The organism is Pseudoalteromonas sp. BSi20429, assembly GCF_000238895.1.
Classification (GTDB): domain Bacteria; phylum Pseudomonadota; class Gammaproteobacteria; order Enterobacterales; family Alteromonadaceae; genus Pseudoalteromonas; species Pseudoalteromonas arctica.
In genome coordinates this window covers 42,231-60,697 of record NZ_BADV01000023.1, presented here as the reverse complement: position 1 = coordinate 60,697, position 18,467 = coordinate 42,231, and the positions used below count along the sequence as shown (strand labels likewise).

At 39.2% G+C, this 18,467-nt stretch carries 18 protein-coding genes and 1 pseudogene; 7 read left to right on the top strand and 12 right to left on the bottom strand.

Annotation, left to right across the window (positions count from 1 at the left end; genetic code table 11):
• The first annotated feature begins 16 nt into the window (after nucleotides 1–16).
• Nucleotides 17–1,069 (top strand): aldo/keto reductase, encoded by a 1,053-nt coding sequence (locus P20429_RS14565; protein WP_007581532.1) that lies wholly within the window; start codon nucleotides 17–19, stop codon nucleotides 1,067–1,069.
• A gap of 116 nt (nucleotides 1,070–1,185) precedes the next feature.
• On the top strand, nucleotides 1,186–2,109 hold the full coding sequence (locus P20429_RS14570; RefSeq protein WP_007581531.1) for a hypothetical protein: 924 nt from the start codon (nucleotides 1,186–1,188) through the stop codon (nucleotides 2,107–2,109).
• Here P20429_RS14570 and P20429_RS14575 read toward each other — a convergent pair.
• The 6 genes from P20429_RS14575 to P20429_RS14600 form a co-directional block, all read right to left on the bottom strand.
• Nucleotides 2,060–2,680 carry a fumarylacetoacetate hydrolase family protein gene (locus P20429_RS14575; protein WP_007581529.1) on the bottom strand — a complete coding sequence of 207 codons (621 nt, stop codon included), beginning with the start codon at nucleotides 2,678–2,680 and terminating at the stop codon, nucleotides 2,060–2,062. The two genes, P20429_RS14570 and P20429_RS14575, sit on opposite strands and share 50 nt — an antisense overlap.
• Nucleotides 2,681–3,011: 331 nt before the next feature.
• The gene (locus P20429_RS14580; RefSeq protein WP_007581527.1) at nucleotides 3,012–4,979 is read right to left on the bottom strand and encodes a hybrid sensor histidine kinase/response regulator; all 1,968 of its coding nucleotides are present in this window, start codon (nucleotides 4,977–4,979) and stop codon (nucleotides 3,012–3,014) included.
• 10 nt (nucleotides 4,980–4,989) lie between these two features.
• The gene (locus P20429_RS14585; RefSeq protein WP_007581526.1) at nucleotides 4,990–5,451 is read right to left on the bottom strand and encodes a response regulator; all 462 of its coding nucleotides are present in this window, start codon (nucleotides 5,449–5,451) and stop codon (nucleotides 4,990–4,992) included.
• A complete protein-coding gene (locus P20429_RS14590) occupies nucleotides 5,452–6,936 on the bottom strand; it encodes an ATP-binding protein (protein WP_007581524.1) in 1,485 nt (494 codons plus the stop codon). It lies immediately after the preceding gene.
• A gap of 38 nt (nucleotides 6,937–6,974) precedes the next feature.
• Nucleotides 6,975–7,184: a histidine kinase dimerization/phospho-acceptor domain-containing protein gene (locus P20429_RS14595; protein WP_007581523.1), complete on the bottom strand. Its 210-nt coding sequence runs from the start codon at nucleotides 7,182–7,184 to the stop codon at nucleotides 6,975–6,977.
• Between the two features lie 14 nt (nucleotides 7,185–7,198).
• A complete protein-coding gene (locus tag P20429_RS14600; RefSeq protein ID WP_007581520.1) occupies nucleotides 7,199–8,539 on the bottom strand; it encodes a sigma-54 dependent transcriptional regulator in 1,341 nt (446 codons plus the stop codon).
• 233 nt (nucleotides 8,540–8,772) lie between these two features.
• Between P20429_RS14600 and P20429_RS14605 the strand changes: the two genes are divergently transcribed.
• The gene (locus tag P20429_RS14605) at nucleotides 8,773–9,288 is read left to right on the top strand and encodes an NUDIX hydrolase (RefSeq protein WP_007581518.1); all 516 of its coding nucleotides are present in this window, start codon (nucleotides 8,773–8,775) and stop codon (nucleotides 9,286–9,288) included.
• 218 nt (nucleotides 9,289–9,506) lie between these two features.
• Nucleotides 9,507–10,883 carry an NAD-dependent succinate-semialdehyde dehydrogenase gene (locus P20429_RS14610; RefSeq protein WP_007581517.1) on the top strand — a complete coding sequence of 459 codons (1,377 nt, stop codon included), beginning with the start codon at nucleotides 9,507–9,509 and terminating at the stop codon, nucleotides 10,881–10,883.
• A 300-nt stretch (nucleotides 10,884–11,183) separates the two neighbouring features.
• Here P20429_RS14610 and P20429_RS14615 read toward each other — a convergent pair whose 3' ends face one another.
• The 5 genes and pseudogenes from P20429_RS14615 to P20429_RS14625 all read right to left on the bottom strand — a co-directional run bounded on the left by P20429_RS14615 (nucleotide 11,184) and on the right by P20429_RS14625 (nucleotide 13,963).
• Nucleotides 11,184–11,621: a hypothetical protein gene (locus tag P20429_RS14615; RefSeq protein WP_007581515.1), complete on the bottom strand. Its 438-nt coding sequence runs from the start codon at nucleotides 11,619–11,621 to the stop codon at nucleotides 11,184–11,186.
• Between the two features lies 1 nt (nucleotide 11,622).
• Entirely contained in the window at nucleotides 11,623–11,937 is a 315-nt protein-coding gene (locus tag P20429_RS19250) for a hypothetical protein (protein ID WP_033026440.1), read from the bottom strand.
• A 243-nt stretch (nucleotides 11,938–12,180) separates the two neighbouring features.
• A pseudogene (locus tag P20429_RS20250) lies at nucleotides 12,181–13,252 on the bottom strand (endonuclease/exonuclease/phosphatase family protein).
• 23 nt (nucleotides 13,253–13,275) lie between these two features.
• Nucleotides 13,276–13,638 carry a hypothetical protein gene (locus tag P20429_RS14620; RefSeq protein WP_007581512.1) on the bottom strand — a complete coding sequence of 121 codons (363 nt, stop codon included), beginning with the start codon at nucleotides 13,636–13,638 and terminating at the stop codon, nucleotides 13,276–13,278.
• A gap of 76 nt (nucleotides 13,639–13,714) precedes the next feature.
• Nucleotides 13,715–13,963, bottom strand: coding sequence for a TIGR03643 family protein (locus tag P20429_RS14625; protein WP_007581511.1), 249 nt, complete (start codon nucleotides 13,961–13,963; stop codon nucleotides 13,715–13,717).
• A gap of 123 nt (nucleotides 13,964–14,086) precedes the next feature.
• On the opposite strand from P20429_RS14625, the gene P20429_RS14630 reads away from it, so the two are divergent.
• From P20429_RS14630 to P20429_RS14640, 3 genes are all read left to right on the top strand, one after another.
• Nucleotides 14,087–14,776 (top strand): ABC transporter substrate-binding protein, encoded by a 690-nt coding sequence (locus P20429_RS14630; RefSeq protein ID WP_007581510.1) that lies wholly within the window; start codon nucleotides 14,087–14,089, stop codon nucleotides 14,774–14,776.
• A gap of 29 nt (nucleotides 14,777–14,805) precedes the next feature.
• The gene (locus P20429_RS14635; protein ID WP_007581509.1) at nucleotides 14,806–15,462 is read left to right on the top strand and encodes a YoaK family protein; all 657 of its coding nucleotides are present in this window, start codon (nucleotides 14,806–14,808) and stop codon (nucleotides 15,460–15,462) included.
• A 74-nt stretch (nucleotides 15,463–15,536) separates the two neighbouring features.
• The gene (locus P20429_RS14640; protein ID WP_007581508.1) at nucleotides 15,537–17,597 is read left to right on the top strand and encodes a TonB-dependent receptor; all 2,061 of its coding nucleotides are present in this window, start codon (nucleotides 15,537–15,539) and stop codon (nucleotides 17,595–17,597) included.
• A 36-nt stretch (nucleotides 17,598–17,633) separates the two neighbouring features.
• Here the strand turns inward: P20429_RS14640 and P20429_RS14645 are convergent, their stop codons facing one another.
• Nucleotides 17,634–18,425: a helix-turn-helix domain-containing protein gene (locus P20429_RS14645; protein ID WP_007581507.1), complete on the bottom strand. Its 792-nt coding sequence runs from the start codon at nucleotides 18,423–18,425 to the stop codon at nucleotides 17,634–17,636.
• Between the last annotated feature and the right edge of the window lie 42 nt (nucleotides 18,426–18,467).

Sequence of the window (18,467 nt, the reverse complement as noted above, 5' to 3'; positions counted from 1 at the left end):
TAGTTAAGGAATTTTTATGCAATACAACCCACTAGGTAGCAGTGGCGTAAACGTATCTCGAGTGTGCCTAGGGAGTATGACTTGGGGTAAACAAAATACTCAAAGCGACGCTGATGAACAAATAGCCTACGCGCTAGAGCAAGGCGTAAACTTTATTGATACAGCCGAAATGTATGCTGTACCTCCTTCGCCAGAGACCTATGGTAAAACCGAGGAGATTATTGGCGATTGGCTATCGCGTAATCAGCAAAAGCGCAGCGATGTGGTACTTGCTACAAAAATTGCAGGCAATGGATTATCGTGGGTACGTGATGGTGGCAATATTACGCGCCAAACGGTAATAGAAGCCGTAGACGATTCACTTAAGCGCCTTAAAACCGACTATATTGATTTATATCAGCTGCATTGGCCAAACCGCTCTACCCCGCACTTTGGCAGACAGTGGCCCGGCACTCTTAAATTTACCGACGTAAATACACAAGAGCAACAAGCTAGTATGCTTGATATTCTAGAAGGCCTTAATGAATGTGTTAAAGCAGGTAAAATTAAGCACTGCGGTTTATCTGACGATACGCCATGGGGTATAAGCCAGTTTTTAAGTTTGGCCAAAGAGCATAACTTACCGCGTATGGTATCTATTCAAAATGAGTTTAGCTTAGCGCACGCTAAAGACTGGCCGTATTTAATAGAACAATGTGTACACGAAGATATTGCCTACTTACCGTGGTCGCCTTTAGCAGCCGGTTTATTAACGGGTAAATACCTAAACGGTGCTCGCCCAGAAGGATCTCGTTGGACCTTCATGCAGCGTAACGGTATTTTTAGAAATACACCCAATGCAGAGCAAGCAACTAAGCAATATGTTGAGCTGGCTCATGCAAACAATATTACTCCAGCACAACTAGCCTTAGCATGGTGTAACCAAGTAGATGGCGTAACTTCTTCAATTATTGGAGCAACATCTATAGCTCAATTAAAGGAAGATATAGACGCATTTAGCATAACGCTAAACGACGAAATTCTTAGTGAGATTAACACTATATTTAGAAACCACCCGATGCCTTATTAAGCATGTATGAGTTAAAAGCAGCCTTGAATGAGGTTGCTTTTGACTAAAATATTTGACCCTACTACAACCAACACTATACTTTTATTAGGTTTTCTTAATTCAACGAACACTTATCAATGCTGAAAAACGGATACTATGCATTTTGCTTATTAATTGTATTTAACGCGTACGCTGTTGAGCAAAAAGTACAGCCTCTAGAAGAAATTATTTGGCTGCAAAGTTACACGCCCCCTTTTCATATAGCTAAAAGCGAAAGTGCACCACAAGGTGGAATTTGCGACAACCTAACCGAGCAACTCATCAGAACCATAACTGATGTAAAACATACCCGCTTAATTGTTCCTCAGCAGCGTATAAATAAATATTTAAATGAAGGAAAAAACGTATGCTTCCCGTGTGTTATTTATAAAAAAAATAATAACCAACAGCTTAACTACTCAAATCCAACAACGGTATATCCCCCATTTTCAATTATCACGACTAAAGAGCTAAAGCCGCAATTAGAAGAAAAGCACGGCTCGCCTATTCACCTTATTAATTTATTAACCGACCCGCAATATGTATACGGGCAAGCGGCTGCTCGTAAATTTACAACTAAAATTAATACAATTATTGAAAATACAAAACGAGATAAAGAGTCTTCGTTAAGTTGGAGTAGCGAAAATGAAAGTCAGGCTGTTATAGCACGCTTGAGTCACGGCTTTTTAGACTACTCAATTGATTACCCGTTTATGGCTGATTACTTTAATAAACAAGGGGAGTATACGAATATAGAAAGTGTGCCAATTGCAGAAAATGACATTCAATTTATAAGAGGAGCAATAGGCTGTGCGGCTAAAGCACCTAATAATTTTGCAGAGCAAGCCCTTAAAAAAATTAACCGCGCATTAAAAAATAATGTACTTCAATCGCCTGAGTATCAACAAAGTCAGCATAATTGGCTTAAAACCACCTTTACTGACTTTGATAAACACTACCAACAGCAAGTCATTAATTTTTACTTACTTGCCACTGATGCTCAAGCAAACACTGATCATTAGCATAAAGCGCCACTGCAAAAATACTTTTAGCTGTTACCTCACCTACGCCCGACGGTGTACCTGTCATTATTACATCACCGTCTTCTAAGCTCATAAATTCACTAATTTCTTGTAAAATTGAGTCAGGGTTGTGCAGCATAAAATGAGTATCACCTCGCTGAATCACTTCATTATTAATTTTAAGTTCAAAGGTAAAGTGCTTCATTGCATCAGTTAGCGCTACAAAATCAGTTAAAATTACAGAGCCGTCGAACGCTTTAGCGCGCTCCCATGGAAGCCCTTTATTTTTTAATTTACTTTGCACAGTACGCTTAGTTAAATCAAGGCCGAGTCCAACACCTACAAATTTTTTATTTTTAACTACAAAACACAACTCGGTTTCATAATGCAGCGTATCGCCGTTGTGAGCTGCAAATAACGTATTAGTAATTGCGCTATTTGGCTTATTAAATAAGACCATTTGATCTGGCGTTTCGTTATTTAGCTCTGCAATGTGTGCGGTATAATTACGCCCAACACACACTACTTTTGATGGTGTTAATTCTTCAGATACTAACTTTATTGAATGCATATAAATAATGTCTCAGTTATTGGACCTGTTGACCTTTCAGGATTAAAATTTGTTCAATCTAGGGGCTATTTAATCGCGGCGCGAGATTTGTAACCTAGTGGGCTAAGTAAAAACCGAGCAAAGCTTCCGCGTCCTGCTCACGCCCCTTACCTACATCCATGTAGGCAACAAAGAGTAAATAGCCCCTGGACAGAACCCTTCGGGCAGCGCATATTTGGCATTTGTGCTACGTTATCGCCTATTTATGGGGAATAACCACACTACATAGACTCTGCCTTGCCTAAATACCAAACAAACTGCTGTAAATTTAACCTCGAAAGATAAACAGGCCCTAGCTAATAAGCGTTTCAAGTAAGCTCAAATTAATAGGTTTAAGTAAAACTCGGTCAATATTTAAATCTTTTATTTCTCTAGGGTCTGGCTCTGCACCACTTACAATTACCAAGCGTAGCTCTGGATATCGCTCATTAATTTGCTGGCCTAAATCAATGCCACGCCCATCGGGTAAATGCATGTCTAACAATACCTTATTAAATTGCTGGTCGTGATTAAGTATTTGCAAACATTGTGCGCAGCTAGACGCAATGACGGTTTCAACGCCTAGACTTTCTAAAAGTAGCTGCGTAATTTGCGCTGCATCGTGATCGTCTTCTACAAGTAAAAAGCGCTGCTTTTTCTCGGTTAAGCCATTGCTACAATTTATATCTTTAGCTTGCGGTGCATGCTCTGGCGCTACCAAATAATCTTGCAAACTTTGATATAAAGCCGCGCTATCAACAGGCTTTGGTATTACATCGTTAAAGCCAAGTGCAGCAAGCTCCTCATGTATGCCTTTCATAGTAGCTGCAGTGAGCGCGATTATTGGGCCTTTGTAACCCATTTTTCTAAGCTCTATGGTAGCTTCCTTGCCGCCCATTACAGGCATATGAATATCAATAAAAATAATATCGTAAGGCGCTTTATACGCATCTGCAATACGTACTTTTTCAAGCGCTTGCTGGCCATGTTCGGCATAATCGACGCGCGCACCACAGGTACTGATCATATGACCAACTAGCATGCGTAAATCACGTAAATCATCAACCACTAATACTCGCCCATGCACTTTGCATGGAGCCGATTTACTCTGTAGTTGCGGCGCACTGCTAAAATTAAGTACCTGTCGTTCTACTTCGCTAATATCACCTGGGTAAATCGAAATAGTAAACGTAGAGCCTTTGCCAATCTCAGAGTGCAAACTAATATCACCATGCATACGCGCTAACAGTTCAGCACATATTGCCAAACCTAAGCCAGCACCACCTACAGAGCGTGATTCTACATCAGCTATTTGTTCAAATGGCTTGAATATTAGTTCTTGTTTTTCAGGGGCAATGCCCATGCCTGAGTCTTTAATGCTAAAAAATAGCATTTCGCGATCATCAACCCACTGCGTCCATGCATTAACAACAATTTCGCCTTTATCGGTAAATTTAACCGCATTGTTTATTAGATTTATTAAAATTTGGCGAACTCTTGTTGCATCAAGTCGTGCAACCAAAGGTAATGGCTGATGAGATTCAAATCGCAGCGTAAGGCCCTTATCAAGCACCGATACGCGCATTAGCGTGTATACATCGGCAAGCATGCTATCAAGGTTAACTTCGCTCAAGGTAAGCTCTAGTTTATCGGCTGCTATTTTAGATAAATCGAGCACATCGTTTAACAGGCTCAATAAATGTTTACCGTTTCGATAAATAACACCTAATTCATTTTCTGCTTGCTGACTAAAGTCGCTCTGCATTAATAGTTCGGTGTAACCTAAAATAGACGATAGAGGAGTACGTAATTCGTGGCTTAAATGAGCTAAAAAGCGGTCTTTTGAGCGATTTTCAGCTTCGGCTTTTAAACGCTCTACTCGCTCACCTTCAACATCTTTACGAGCAAGTGCATAGCGAATAGCGCGTGCAAAGCGGCTCGAACTCATTTCTGTTTTTATTAAATAATCAACTGCACCGGCATCAAGCGCCGCCGAGTCTAACTCGTCGTTTGACTGCCCGGTAAGCATAATTATGGGGCCGCTAAAGCCATTGGCAATTGCTTCTTTTAATACATCTAAACCATTAGATGCACCCAAGCGGTAATCAAGCAGGCAAATGTCATGCTCATTTTTGCTAAGCGTCGCAATTGCCTGCTCTGGGGAACTTATCCATTGAATGTTAAACGTGTGTGAATCCAATTGGTCCAGATAGTCGCAGGTGAGTATGTAATCATCTTCATCATCTTCTACAAGCAGCAACTGAGTCACTTTATCTAACATACAATCTCCATTAATCGTTAAATGTTGTCGGTAGCTCTACAAACTCTACCCAGTATTTTCCTAGCGTTTTCATCAAATCAACTAAACCATCAAACGTCACTGGCTTAGTAATATAAGATGCGGCACCTAAGTTATACCCTTTAACCATGTCTTCTTCTTGCTTAGACGTAGTTAAAATAACAACCGGAATTCCCTTTAAATTAGGGTTTGCTTTTATAGCTTCAAGTGCTTCACGACCATCCATTCTTGGCATGTTTAAATCAAGTAATATCAATCCTGGTCGTGGCGACACTGTTTTGTCTTCAAACTTACCTTTACGTTCTAAATATTCAAGTAACTCAACGCCATCTTCAACAAAATGAAGTTCGTTAAGTACACGGCTTTCAGCAAGGGCATCTTGTGTTAACAAACGATCATCTTCATCATCATCTGCCATTAAAATAGTAATAGGTTTTACTTTTGAATAGGGCATTTAAGCCTCTCCTTGCAATGTGAAAAGCGCAGCTTCCACAGGTAGTTTTATAATGAAGGTTGCACCTTCACCGTCTTTACTTTTTGCTGTAATTATTCCGCCATGACGTTCCACAATACGCCTACATACAGAAAGGCCAATACCTGTGCCTTTATATTGTGAGCGACCGTGCAAACGTTGAAACGGTACAAATATTTTATCGGCATAGTCTTGTGAAAAACCAATACCGTTATCTTCTATGGTAATAACTTGAAAACTTAAATGTGCATTATGATCCGCACTAAATATGTCTTTATCCTGATAGCTGATTTTTATATGTGGACTTACATCTGGGCGCCTAAATTTAACAGCGTTCGACAATAAGTTTAAAAACAGCTGCTGCATTTGGCTTTTATCAGCCTGAATAACCGGCAAGTCTTCTACATCAATTTGTGCATCTGACTCTTTTATCGCAATCTCTAAATCACTTAATATATCGGTTACTACTTCGTTTAAATTTGTATCATCGAAGTCTTTGCCGCGTGTAGTAATACGCGAGAACTCTAATAGGTCATTAATTAAGTTAGACATACGTTGCGCTGCATTTTTCATGCGGCCAATGTAATCAATCCCTTTTTCACCCAGCTCATCTTTAAACATGGTTTCTAGGCGGTCACTAAAGGCTTGAATTTTTCTAAGCGGTTCTTGTAAATCATGGCTCGCTACAAAAGCAAACTCTTCAAGCTCTCGATTACTTCGGCTCAGTTCGTCAGAATACAACGTTAATTCTTGCGTACGCTCAGACACTTTAGTTGCTAAAGTCTCGTTTTGTTTTTCAAGCTCAAAACGATACTTAGCTGCATTTCTTAAATTAAGACGTGTCATTACAAACATACCGATAATAAGTAATAAGCTTGTGATTGCTGTAATAGCAAACGTGATTTTAGCTTCATTCTTAATTTGCGCTAACTTTGAAAAATGGCTCACTTTAAAGAGTAATTCACGGTCTTGAATTTCATTAACATACTCTCTAATTTGCTTATAAAGCTCCCGACCTTTATGTGTATTTAACACATAAATTGCACGTCGCTCTTTGTCATCCAATGCTAGGTTTACAGTTTGCTTCAGCTCTTTAATTTTGCTATCAACTAGTACTAACAACTGAGCAATACGCTCAGCTTGGCCGTCAATCTCAGAGTGTAGTGACTTAACATGATCTGTTTGAGCTTCAATTTGTTCAATAGCATCGTAATAAGGCGTTAAATAGTCAGTCTCTTCTGTTAATAGATAACCGCGCTGACCAGACTCAGCCTGCACTATTGATAAATGCAGTTGCTCAATTGCCGTTGTCAGCATATTAGTGTTATCTAAACTCTTTTGGGTTTGCGTTAAACCTTGAATCGTATTCAATGCTAAAACTGCGTTACCTACAATAATACTTAACACAACAACTATAAAAGCTGCCCAAGTAACATTCGCTTTACCTTGCTGTTTTTGCTTGCTCATTTAGCTTCCCGAATTAGAGTTTGTACAACACTTACTATTTATTGAGAGTCAGTTATTTTTTGTAAACTTTCACTACACTGTTGGCAATTGTTAATAATTTTATCAAGTGCATCTAGCGCTTTTTCTTTTGGCATATCGTTTTCAAGTACCAACTTAATAAGCTCTGCATTCATCGATATACGATTAAGCGGCGCTCTTGCATCGTGTACTAATTTATTTAGTTGCTCTGTTTGGTTATCGGATGTCATGCCCTTCCTCAAGTCTATTTATATTCGCCAATACCGCCATATGCATTAAGGCGGTTATAAAGTGTTTTGGTGCTAATACCCAGCATTTGTGCAGCAAGCGTTTTATTACCTTGCACCTTATCAAGCGTTGCATGAATAAGTTCTTTTTCAACTTCTTCAATGGTTTGTCCTGCTGATACTGGCTTTTCGGCCGCTTGATTATTAACGCGCGAAAAAGGCGACTCTAAGTTATCAGGTAGAGTAATATCGCTAGTTTGCGGATCGCTCATAATAAATGCACGGTGTATAGCGTGGCGAAGCTCTCGCACATTACCTGGCCATTCATAGCTTTGTAACTCTTTGAGCTGCGCTGGCGTCCAACTAAATGGGGTACCGTTTTCATCATTAAGCTGATCTAAAAATGCTTTAGCTAATAAAGGAATATCTTCTTTTCTATCGCGAAGTGGCGGTATATCAATAGGAAAAACAGCCAACCTAAAGTAAATATCTTCACGAATAATATTATTTTGCGCTAAATCGGTAAGCGAGCGGTTAGTGGCTGAAATAACACGACAATTGGTTGGTATTTCTCTGTTACCACCTACGCGTGTTACTTTTTTAGTTTCAAGCACTCGCAGTAAATTTGGCTGCATATCAATTGGCATTTCGGTTACTTCATCTAAAAACAAAGTACCGTTATTTGATTGCTCAAACACACCTTCTTTACGTGCAATTGCGCCTGTAAATGCGCCTTTTTCGTGGCCAAATAACTCACTACCAATTAACTCTTTTGAAAGTGCGCCACAGTTGCTAGCAACTAATGGGCCTTCGCACTGGCTTGCGTTATGAATAGCTTGAGCCACTACTTCTTTACCTGCACCACTTTCCCCCATAAGCATCACGTTAGCGTTTGTTTTAGCTACGCGTTCAATCATGCTGTATAGTTTTTGCATTGGCTCAGACTCACCAATTAACCCACCAAAGTGGCGTGTAATACCGCTCGACTTGGCTTTTTTAACTGTTTTTTTAGGGCCATTTAAAACGAGTTCTAAATCTTCGCGTTGTAATGGTTTTAATAAATGCCCTACATTTGGCTCACACATTTCAGCTAAAATGCCTTTAACTGAAGGATGACCCGATATAAGTGTAATTTTTGGAGATTGCCCAATCGTTTTTAAATGATCAAGTAAGTGCAAACCGCTACCATCAGGTAACATAAAATCAAGTAGCACATGGTCAAAGGTATTATTTTCAAACCATTGATGTGCTTCTTTTAAACTGGTGGCGGTGCTTATATTGTGGCCGAGGAATTCGACTATGTGGCAAACAACGTCACTAAATTCAACGTCATCGTCTACTAAAAGTATGTCTAACATGATAAATCCCTATGCTTTTTTTCTTATTCTACGCATCCTAAATATTAATTTAAAGGCACGCCTAGAATCTAATTACTTAAATAGCTAAGTAATCCAATGCTATTTATTTTACCAACCTTATATTTACGTATGCTTAAAAAAAACGATCACAAATTACGAAAAATAATTAAAATCGTTTCTATTTGTAGAATGGTAGCAACTGTTATCATTAGAAGCTTAAAAAAGGAGATGAAATGCAGCAATTAAAAACCTTAGTTCATTCAGGTATTAATATTGACCACGGTAGTCAGTTTACGCGTTTAACAGCTCGCGCCATTGTTATTAAAAATAATAAAATACTTTTAATGTATACAAACCGCTATGAAGATTACAGCTTACCTGGTGGTGGAGTAGATGAAGGAGAAAGTATTGAACAAGGCTTAATTCGCGAACTAAGCGAAGAAACCGGTGCACAACAAATAAGTGTAGTTAAAACCTTTGGACTCTATGAAGAGTATCGCCCTTGGTATAAAGAAGACTTTGATATTATTCATATCAAATCGTATTGCTTTGTATGTAATATTGCCGACGAGTTTGGCAAAGCACAGTTAGAGCATTATGAGCAGCAAAATGGCATGACTGCTAAATGGGTTGATATTAACGATGCAATTGCTCATAACGAGCGCACACTTGCTAACAGTGAAAAACAAGGACTCTCCATTTTACGAGAAACCTACCTACTAAAGCGCATTGCTAAAGAACTTCTATAAGTTGAATAAGCATGAGCAGTCAACCTTGTAAATTTTGCATCAATCAGAACTTTTTACTGCTTTGGATAATATATTCATAGTAGTAAAAAGTTATTAGCAGAATAAAAAACCAAAAATAGATACTAAATTTCAATAGCTTGAGATTAATTAACACTGTTTTTTTGATATTGGCTTTCGTTTTGCACCCTTATAGATAATTAATTTGTAAGGAGATAGAAATGAGTAACACAGTTAAAACGATTAATCCGGCAACTGAGCAAACCATTGAAACCTACACGCTACTTTCTCAAAAAGAAGCAGAACAGGTAATCGAAAAATCTCACGAAACATATTTAAAATGGCGCTTAACGTCGTTCACTGAACGTGCGAGATACCTTAATAAGTTAGCCTCACTTTTCGAAGAGCAAAAAGAATCTATCGCAAAACTCATGACCGAAGAAATGGGTAAAGTATACGAGCAAGGCTTTCAAGAAGTTGAACTATGCGCAGGAATTTGTCGTTACACAGCCGAACAAGGCCCACAAGTACTTGCTGACGAAGAACGTGATATGGACGGCGGCCGTGCAATTATCAGCTACCAACCAACAGGTGTACTGTTAGGTATTCAACCTTGGAACTTCCCGCTTTATCAGGTAATTCGCTACAGTGCTGCCAACATAATGGCGGGTAACACAACCGTATTAAAACATGCTGGTAACGTATTTGGCATGGCTGAAAAAATTGAAGAGCTATTTAAACAAGCCGGTTTCCCTGAGTACTGTTTCAGCAACTTACTCATCGACGGTAAAACCGCCAGCTCACTCATTGCGCACAAAGCAATTAGCGGCGTAACCTTTACGGGTAGTGATGCCACAGGTAAAAAAGTAGCTGCAGAAGCGGGTAAACACGCTAAAAAAACAGTGTTAGAACTGGGTAGCAACGATGCATACTTAGTACTCGATGACGCTGATTTAGAGCTTGCAGTTAAAACCTGTGTAACAGGTCGCATGATCAATAACGGCGAAACGTGTGTTTCAGCTAAACGTTATGTTGTTGTTGAGTCACTTTACGATGACTTTAAAGCACAAATTAAAGAGCAGTTCGAAGCCATGAAAATGGGCGACCCAATGGCAGATGGCACAGACTTAGGCCCAATGGCTCGTGAAGATTTACGCGACGGCATTCACGACCAAGTAATGGAATCAGTTAAAGCAGGTGCAAACATAGTAACGGGTGGCGAAATACCATCGCAAACAGGTTACTACTACCCACCAACGCTACTTGATAACCTATCACCTGGCATGCCGGCCTACGATGACGAATTATTTGGCCCTGTCGCTTCGCTTATTAAAGCGAAAGATAACGACGATGCTATGCGCATCGCCAACGATTCTCGCTACGGTTTAGGCGGTGGTATTTTCTCAAAAGATGAGAAAAAAGCGATTGAGCTTGCTAAAAAGTACTTCGACACCGGCATGATCAACATTAACGGCTACGGTTTAGCACAACCTAACCTACCATTTGGTGGCGTTAAAGGCAGTGGCTACGGCAGAGAACACGGCGGTTTTGGTATGCGCGAATTTGTTAATGTTAAAAGCATTATGATCGCCAACTAATTTAGCTGCATAAATGTTTTAAATACAGATTCTAATATGTGTTTAAAACACAAAATTACTAAGCCTAAAAGTGGGTAACCACTTTTAGGCTTTTTTATGACTTTTAGAAAGTAGTTTTCAGGAGACAATACTTAGTTTTTAGTAAGAGATAGTACCGTGTTTTGGATATATTCGTAGGTGCGATTTTACATCGCGCTTTTAATCTGAGGAGTCAAAGACTGCAAACATAGCCTTTAATGGGGAATAAATATCGTGGTCTAATTCTATATTTAATCGTAGACACTTATATCACTTAAGTGTTTAGTCGTTTTTCAATGCTCTAGCTAAATAATTTACTGCGGCCTGAACAACTAGCCAAGAAATATCACATGTATCGACATCAGGGTACATTTTACTAGCCATTTGCTCATAAGGATGTATTAGATTTCGGAACCCTCTAAGTGCACGGGAGAACTGTCTAGCATTTAAACCTAACCAACCTACATGATGTGTTACATCAATTACTATTTTTCGCTTACTAGCGTTACTTATAGCTGGCTCTTGGTATTTTACGAGAAAGTTTGATGAGGAATGGAGAATGATTAGGTAATATTTAGCTAGGTACTCAAAGCGCTTTTTCTCAAGCCCTAGTATTAGAAAAGCTATCGAACGCTTAGTGAATAAACTAAATTGCATAATAATCGAGTTAATTCGTTTATCTGATTTATATTTTCCAACTTCAATAAACTTTGTGCCCATTTTACGTTTCGTATTTTGCTGGAGCATCCATAAAGCGAAAACTGCCCCAGAGTAATAGTAAAAAAAACATGGGCAGAGAAGCCAATATAAGGTCATATTCTACAAAATTATCGCTAAGCCAATAGCATCCAAAAAACACCATGGGATATATTAAAACGCCCCATAGAAAAAATTTATTCATGATTCTATTAAACAATGGAATATTAATACTAGGCTTGCTTCCTAAGCCCATAAGACTAGCGATAACTGCAAATGGGTATACAAGTAAAGGAATAGCACCTAAAACCAATAAAGTAAGCCGAAAAAACTCAAACATATAATCGAACATCCAACGTTTTGAACGTATTAACGCTATTCTCAATGACTAAAAAGTACAAACAAGGTAAGTTAATTGCCAGCGCTTATTTTGAGAGCTTTACCACTCTTTACTTCTAAGAAAACAAGTATATATATTAAAAATAAAGTATAAACCAAATAACACAGTAACAATTCAACACAAGTCAGGCTTCAGCTATTAATAACTCAATGCTTTATATAAATACCGCTATATCTAACGTTACTAATCAAACCTCGGCACCTTTCGCTTATCTGCCTTATTCATAGCAAGCTCTTGAATTTCTTCTTGCTTGTGCTGCGCCGATTTAGTTTCTAATGATTGCTGATTAGCGTTTTCGTAAGAAAGCTCAGTGAGTAGCGCAAAGTGATCTGAGCCATATTTAGCTAAGCGCTTAATACGTTTTACTTTAAAGCCTTCGCTGTGAAATAAATGATCGAGCGGCCAACGCATAAAAAAGTAGCCTGCATGAAAGGTATTATAAAAACCACGGCCTTTTCGAGGGTCTAAAAAGCCACTTATTTGCATAAACAAACGCGTGCTGCGCGACCACGCTACGTCGTTTAAATCTCCGGCAACTATGGTAGGTCGTGTTGGGTTTTTAAGTGCTTTAGCCACCATTATTAGCTCTGAGTCGCGCGGACGTGATGAGTCTTCCTCCGTTGGGCTTGGTGGTGCGGGGTGAATAAAGTGCCCTTGCATTTGTAGGCCTTCATCGTTTTCAAACAGAATATGAATTGAGGGAATATCTTCTTCTATTAGCTCACATATTTGTGCATCGAGTATTTTAAACTTGCTGTATAAGTGCATGCCGTAACGATTATCTTTAGGGCATTCTATGTAATACGGGTAATTTTTTTAATGACTGATAATTTATTTTCCCACCAGCTATCGCTCTCAAGCGTAATAAGTAGGTCGGGTTGATGCTCATTAACAAGACTAATTAACTGCTCACTTTTATGGTTCGACATAAGCACATTTGCCGACATAATTCTTATACTATGATCTATATGCTTAGGTGCGCTTTGCACTTCTTTTTTAGCAAGCCACGTATACGGGTAAATCCATTTACCTTGTAAAATCATTATAAGTAATGAGGTTAAGGCTATAAACACGTAACCTATTTCGCTACTTTGCCATAATAAAAACAACGAAGTAACAGCTACAAAATTGGCAATATAAAAAACCTGTAAGCGCACAAAGTCGCAGCTACGCACTAAGTAATGCTGGCTGTACGACATAGGTAATAAGGTAACCAGTAAAAAAAGCCAATAATTATAGCCAGCGCAATGAGCATTTTAATATCCTTATAAAGTTAATTTAGCGACTTAAAATTGAAAGTATTTCTCGAGTATCGTGCACCATACGGATAACTGTACGGTCTATTTCTATACTCACTGTACCATTATCTCTAGAGCGTTCAATCACTCTACCTCTTTTGTATAAATCGCGTTCTAAAAAGTCGCCTCGATGATAGATTTTACTTAGCCCTGGTGGCGTCCAACCTGCGCGGATTAGCTGCTTTGCCTCTTTTTTAGAAAGGTAGTCATTGTCATTATGCTTATGTGAATGATGCTTTTTATGGCCGTGTTTATGACCATGCTCATCTTTATGCGGTTTTGCGTCTGCGCTTATTGAGCATAAAGCCAATGCTATTAGTGCTGTGTATGTTAGTACTCTCATAAATAATCTCTAGCATAATTAATAGCTAAAGGTTAACAAACACGGCTGAACATCATATGAAACAACTTACACTTATTTAACGCTGTTTATATTGTGTTTTACAGTGGCTTCGCATAATAGCGGGATCGCGTAATTTTAAATGTTTTGTTTTACGACCTGCATGGCGCTTACGCCACACTTTAAAACTGCCTTTTGAAACATTGTCTCGCATAAAAACCACCAGCTGCGGATACTTTAATCCGTATAGCTGCTCTATAGCCTCGTAGGGGGTTCTATCTTCCCACGCCATTTCGATAATGCGTGACTGCTGCTCTGCGTTAAACATGGTATATCTCACAAAATTTAACTTATACGCTAGGTAAAAATACTTAGATCAATGCAATTAAGCTCAGTAACTGTATAATTGGCGTTCAAGTTATGTACTTTAAAAGATATCGAATTTATATTTATGCGCGCAATATTTCTGTTTTTAGCTTTAACTTTACCCTCATTATTACTTGCAGCGCCAAGTAAAACCCTGCGCTGCGTAACAACCCACTACCCGCCTTTTACTATATTTGATGAGAAAAGCGATACGTTCACGGGTTTAGATATTGAATATTTAACGTTTATTGAGCGTAATTTAAATCTTAAAATTGACGTAATTCATCTGCCATGGGCGCGCGTTAAAAAAGAAATGGCGCTGGGTTATTACGACTGCTATTTCTCTTTGGCCAATACAGAGGAACGTGAAAAGTATTTAGATTTTACAAGCGTGCCCTTGCATACTACTAAGTATGGTTTATTTACTTTAAACAAAGATAAACTGCTCACTGACGACTTATCAAATACCCCAATAGCGATGCTGCGCGGCGTTGCTTTGCCTGAGGTTATTGCTAAAAAGTACAGCCTTGATGAGAGTAATTTACTTCGCTCACTTTCTACTAAAGACACTTTTGAGCTACTAGAAAAAAAACGTGTTGAATACGCAATAACTAACTATCAAGCGGGTTTGTGGTACTCAAAAGAATATAAAAACATTTATGCTCGGCAATTAAATGAGTTTACGTTTCCTACTTACATTGCTTTTAAGCGTGGCGTAATTGATACAAAATTAGTTGATGAGCAAATAAAGCGTTTTAAAGCACAAACTCAATAATTAACACAGCACACGTTAAGAGATAACCAATGTTTACAAAACTACCAAAGTGGGTTGAATATGGCGCGTTTACGCTCGCATTTATAGCGGGCATAGTAAACGCTGTAGGCTTATTAGGATTTGAACATCAGGCTATTTCGCATGTATCTGGCTCTGTTACTTTACTTGGTATTAAAGCAATAACTAATCCCAGTACTGCCTTATTGTTACTTTCAATAATTGTTAGCTTTATGTTGGGTTCGGCACTGTCGGGCTTTTTGCTCTCTGGTGGCTCTTTAAAACTTGGTCGTCATTACGACACTTTGCTTTTTATTGAAGGATTGCTACTACTTGCGAGTGCTTATTTACTCAAAAACACATTCGTTTACGGCATTATTTTAACGTCTGCTGCGTGTGGGTTACAAAATGCGCTAGCAACTAACTACAGTGGTGCTGTTATACGTACGACACATTTAACCGGTATTTTTACTGACCTTGGTTTAATGCTAGGTAAAGCGCTTAAAGGTGAGCAATTTGATACCCGTAAAGGCGTTATGTTTTTACTCATTATTGCAGGCTTTTTACTAGGCGGTATAACCGGCTACGTTTTATTTAAGCATTACTTAGTGCTGGCTTTGGTGTTTCCTGCTGTGGCTTGTTTTGTTTTATCAATTACGTATCGGGTTTATAGGTTACGTACGCTTTAACGCAACGAGTTTAAAAGCACATTAAAACCGCATATTATAGAGGTAATGCAATATAGATTACTTTCAAGGAATGTATGAAACCTTATTTTTTGCCGCTGATATTACCCTTTAGCCACACTGCGTTTGCCGATAATCAAAATAATGATGCAATAGAAACCATAACAACTACGGCATCACGTATTGAAGCACTATCGACCCCACTCCCTTTATCAATAAGCACACTTAGTGAAGCACAGCTAAATAGCATAGCGCCTACCCATATTGAAGAAGCCCTGCAACGTGTAGCAGGGGCTAATATTCAACGCGGAAATGGCCAAGAGTATTTACCCGCGCTTCGCTCACAAGTGCTTTCGGGCGCAGGCGCTTGTGGTGGCATATTGACTTTGGAGGATGGTATACCACTTAGAGCCGCTGGGTTTTGTAATATAAACGAGCTATTTGAGGCGCACAGCGAAATGGCGCAGCGCATTGAAGTGCTAAAAGGCCCAGGCTCTGCACTTTATGGCTCAAATGCTGTGCATGGGGTTATTAATGTAATAACGCCCGACACTACTCAAGGCGGTGGTTTAGTTGGTTTAGATTATGGCTCGTACGGTTATACTCGCTACAAATTACGTGCAGGACAAGATTACGGCAACAGCGGTATAGGCATTAACGCAAGTGTTACCGACGATAGCGGTTACCGCGACGACGAAAGCGTAGAACAACAAAAAGTAAATATTCGCCATCGCTATTCAAATAATAATTTATTACTTACCTCAGGCCTTACTTACACAAATCTTGATCAGCAAACTGCGGGATTTATTACGGGCTTTGAAAGCTATAAAAACGAAGACCTCTCGCAAAAAAACTTTGACCCAGACGCATTTAGAAAAGCACGTGCATTTAGAGCATGGAGCAATGCAACATGGCAATTAAATAACGATGATGTGCTCTCTACTACGTTATATTTTCGCGACCAAAGCATGGACTTTTTTAAGCACTTTTTACCCGGCACACCGCTTGAAAAAAACAGTCAAACTGGTTTTGGCGTACAATCGCTTTATCAACATAATTTACAAAGTAATGTAAAAGTAAACCTAGGGCTTGATGGCGAATACACGCAAGCCGACTTTACTCAAAGCCAAAATGAGCCAACTCAGGGCTCTGCATTTTTAGTTGCTACAGTGCCACAAGGTAAACATTACGATTACGATGTAAACGCGACGCTTTATGCGCCTTTTGCATCTATTGATTGGCAATTAAATAAATGGTTACTTACTGCAGGTGTACGCTACGAGCATATGCAGTACGACTACACCAATAATATGCTAGCAGGAAGAACAAAAGACGATGGCACAGAATGCGGCTTTGGTGGCTGCCGATACAGTCGCCCTGAAAGTGGGAAAAATAGCTTTAGTAATTTATCGCCAAAGCTTGGGTTGAGTTATCAGTACAATACAAATAACACACTTTATGCAAACTTTTCTCGCGGTTACAGAGCGCCACAAGCGGCTGAGCTATACCAATTACAACGCGAGCAAACTACTGCAAACTTAAGCGCCGAAATAGCTAATAATGCAGAGCTAGGTATTAAAGGGATTTACGAAAAACTACGTTATGGCGTATCGGTTTACGCTATGAGTAAACACAACACGATTTACCGCGATAGCGACTTTTTTACGGTAAATAATGGCAGCTCTCGCCATCGTGGTATTGAGCTTGAGCTTGACTACCAGCTAACGCAGTCGCTTGCGCTTAACTTTGCAGGCACACATGCAAAGCACACTTATACTAACAACCAAGTACTTAATGGTTTAAATATAAATGGCAACGACATAGATACCGCGCCGCGCAATATTGCTAATCTCGATTTAACATGGCAAGCACTCAGTAATACACAACTTGCTTTGCAATGGCATCGTGTTGGTAACTACTACACCGACCCAGAAAACTTAAATAAATACCAAGGGCATGATGTTTTAAGCCTGCGCGCACAGTGGCAAGTTACTAATAACCTTGAAGTGCTTGCGCGCATTATTAATTTAACCAATGAGGCTTATGCAGAGCGCGCCGATTACACCAGTTTTACCGGCGACAGGTACTTTCCTGGCAAACCACGTAACGCGATGCTTTCGGCAACTTATACGTGGTAATGCTTATTTAAGGGCTAAACTTATTTAAGAGCTAAGCTAATTTAACTGATTTAAGTCGCTCATGTATTTCATGGGCGACTTTTTCATTACCTTTTTAAACATAGTAATAAATGCACTCACCGACTCATACCCCAATAACTCCGACACCTGCTGCACACTTTGCTTATCAGAAAGCGCTTTTAAGGCTGTAATTATATGCAATTGCGTACGCCATTTTCCAAATGTCATACCGGTTTCTTTTTTAATTAACCGCGCTAATGTGCGCTCAGTTAATGCAAACTGCTTAGCCCATTGTGGTAATGTTTTTCGGTTATTAGGCATATTTATAAGCTGATCGCTCATGGTTTGAATTACCTCGTTTTTAGATAATACAAAATCCAGTGGTTGTACGGGCATTTCAATAAGTTGATCAAATAACACCTGCGCTAAACGTGCTGTTTTACTATTTAAAGTATAGTGCTGATTATGCCCAGCCAACTCACACATTAGCTCTTTAACCAGCGGCGTAATAGCTAACGTACAGGTATTTAACGGCATACCATTTTTACTGCTATCAATAAATAAATGACAAAGCTGCGCGTTATCAGACGCCCTATTACTATGCACCTTTTGTGCTGGGATCCAAATTGCACTGTGCGTAGGCACCATCCACATTTTGGCCGACACTTCACACGTTACATAACCATGTAGCGCTAAAATTAACTGCCCTTTAGGATGGGTATGTAGTGGTATTTCGTGACTTGCATGGGCGTGCTCTATTTTGGCTATTATGGGCTGCGCCATAGTTTCAAAATTTTTAATGTCGTCCCAACCAATTGCATCAAACATAGCTTTGTCTGTTTTTAGTTATTTAATGTCATTATCTCTAAA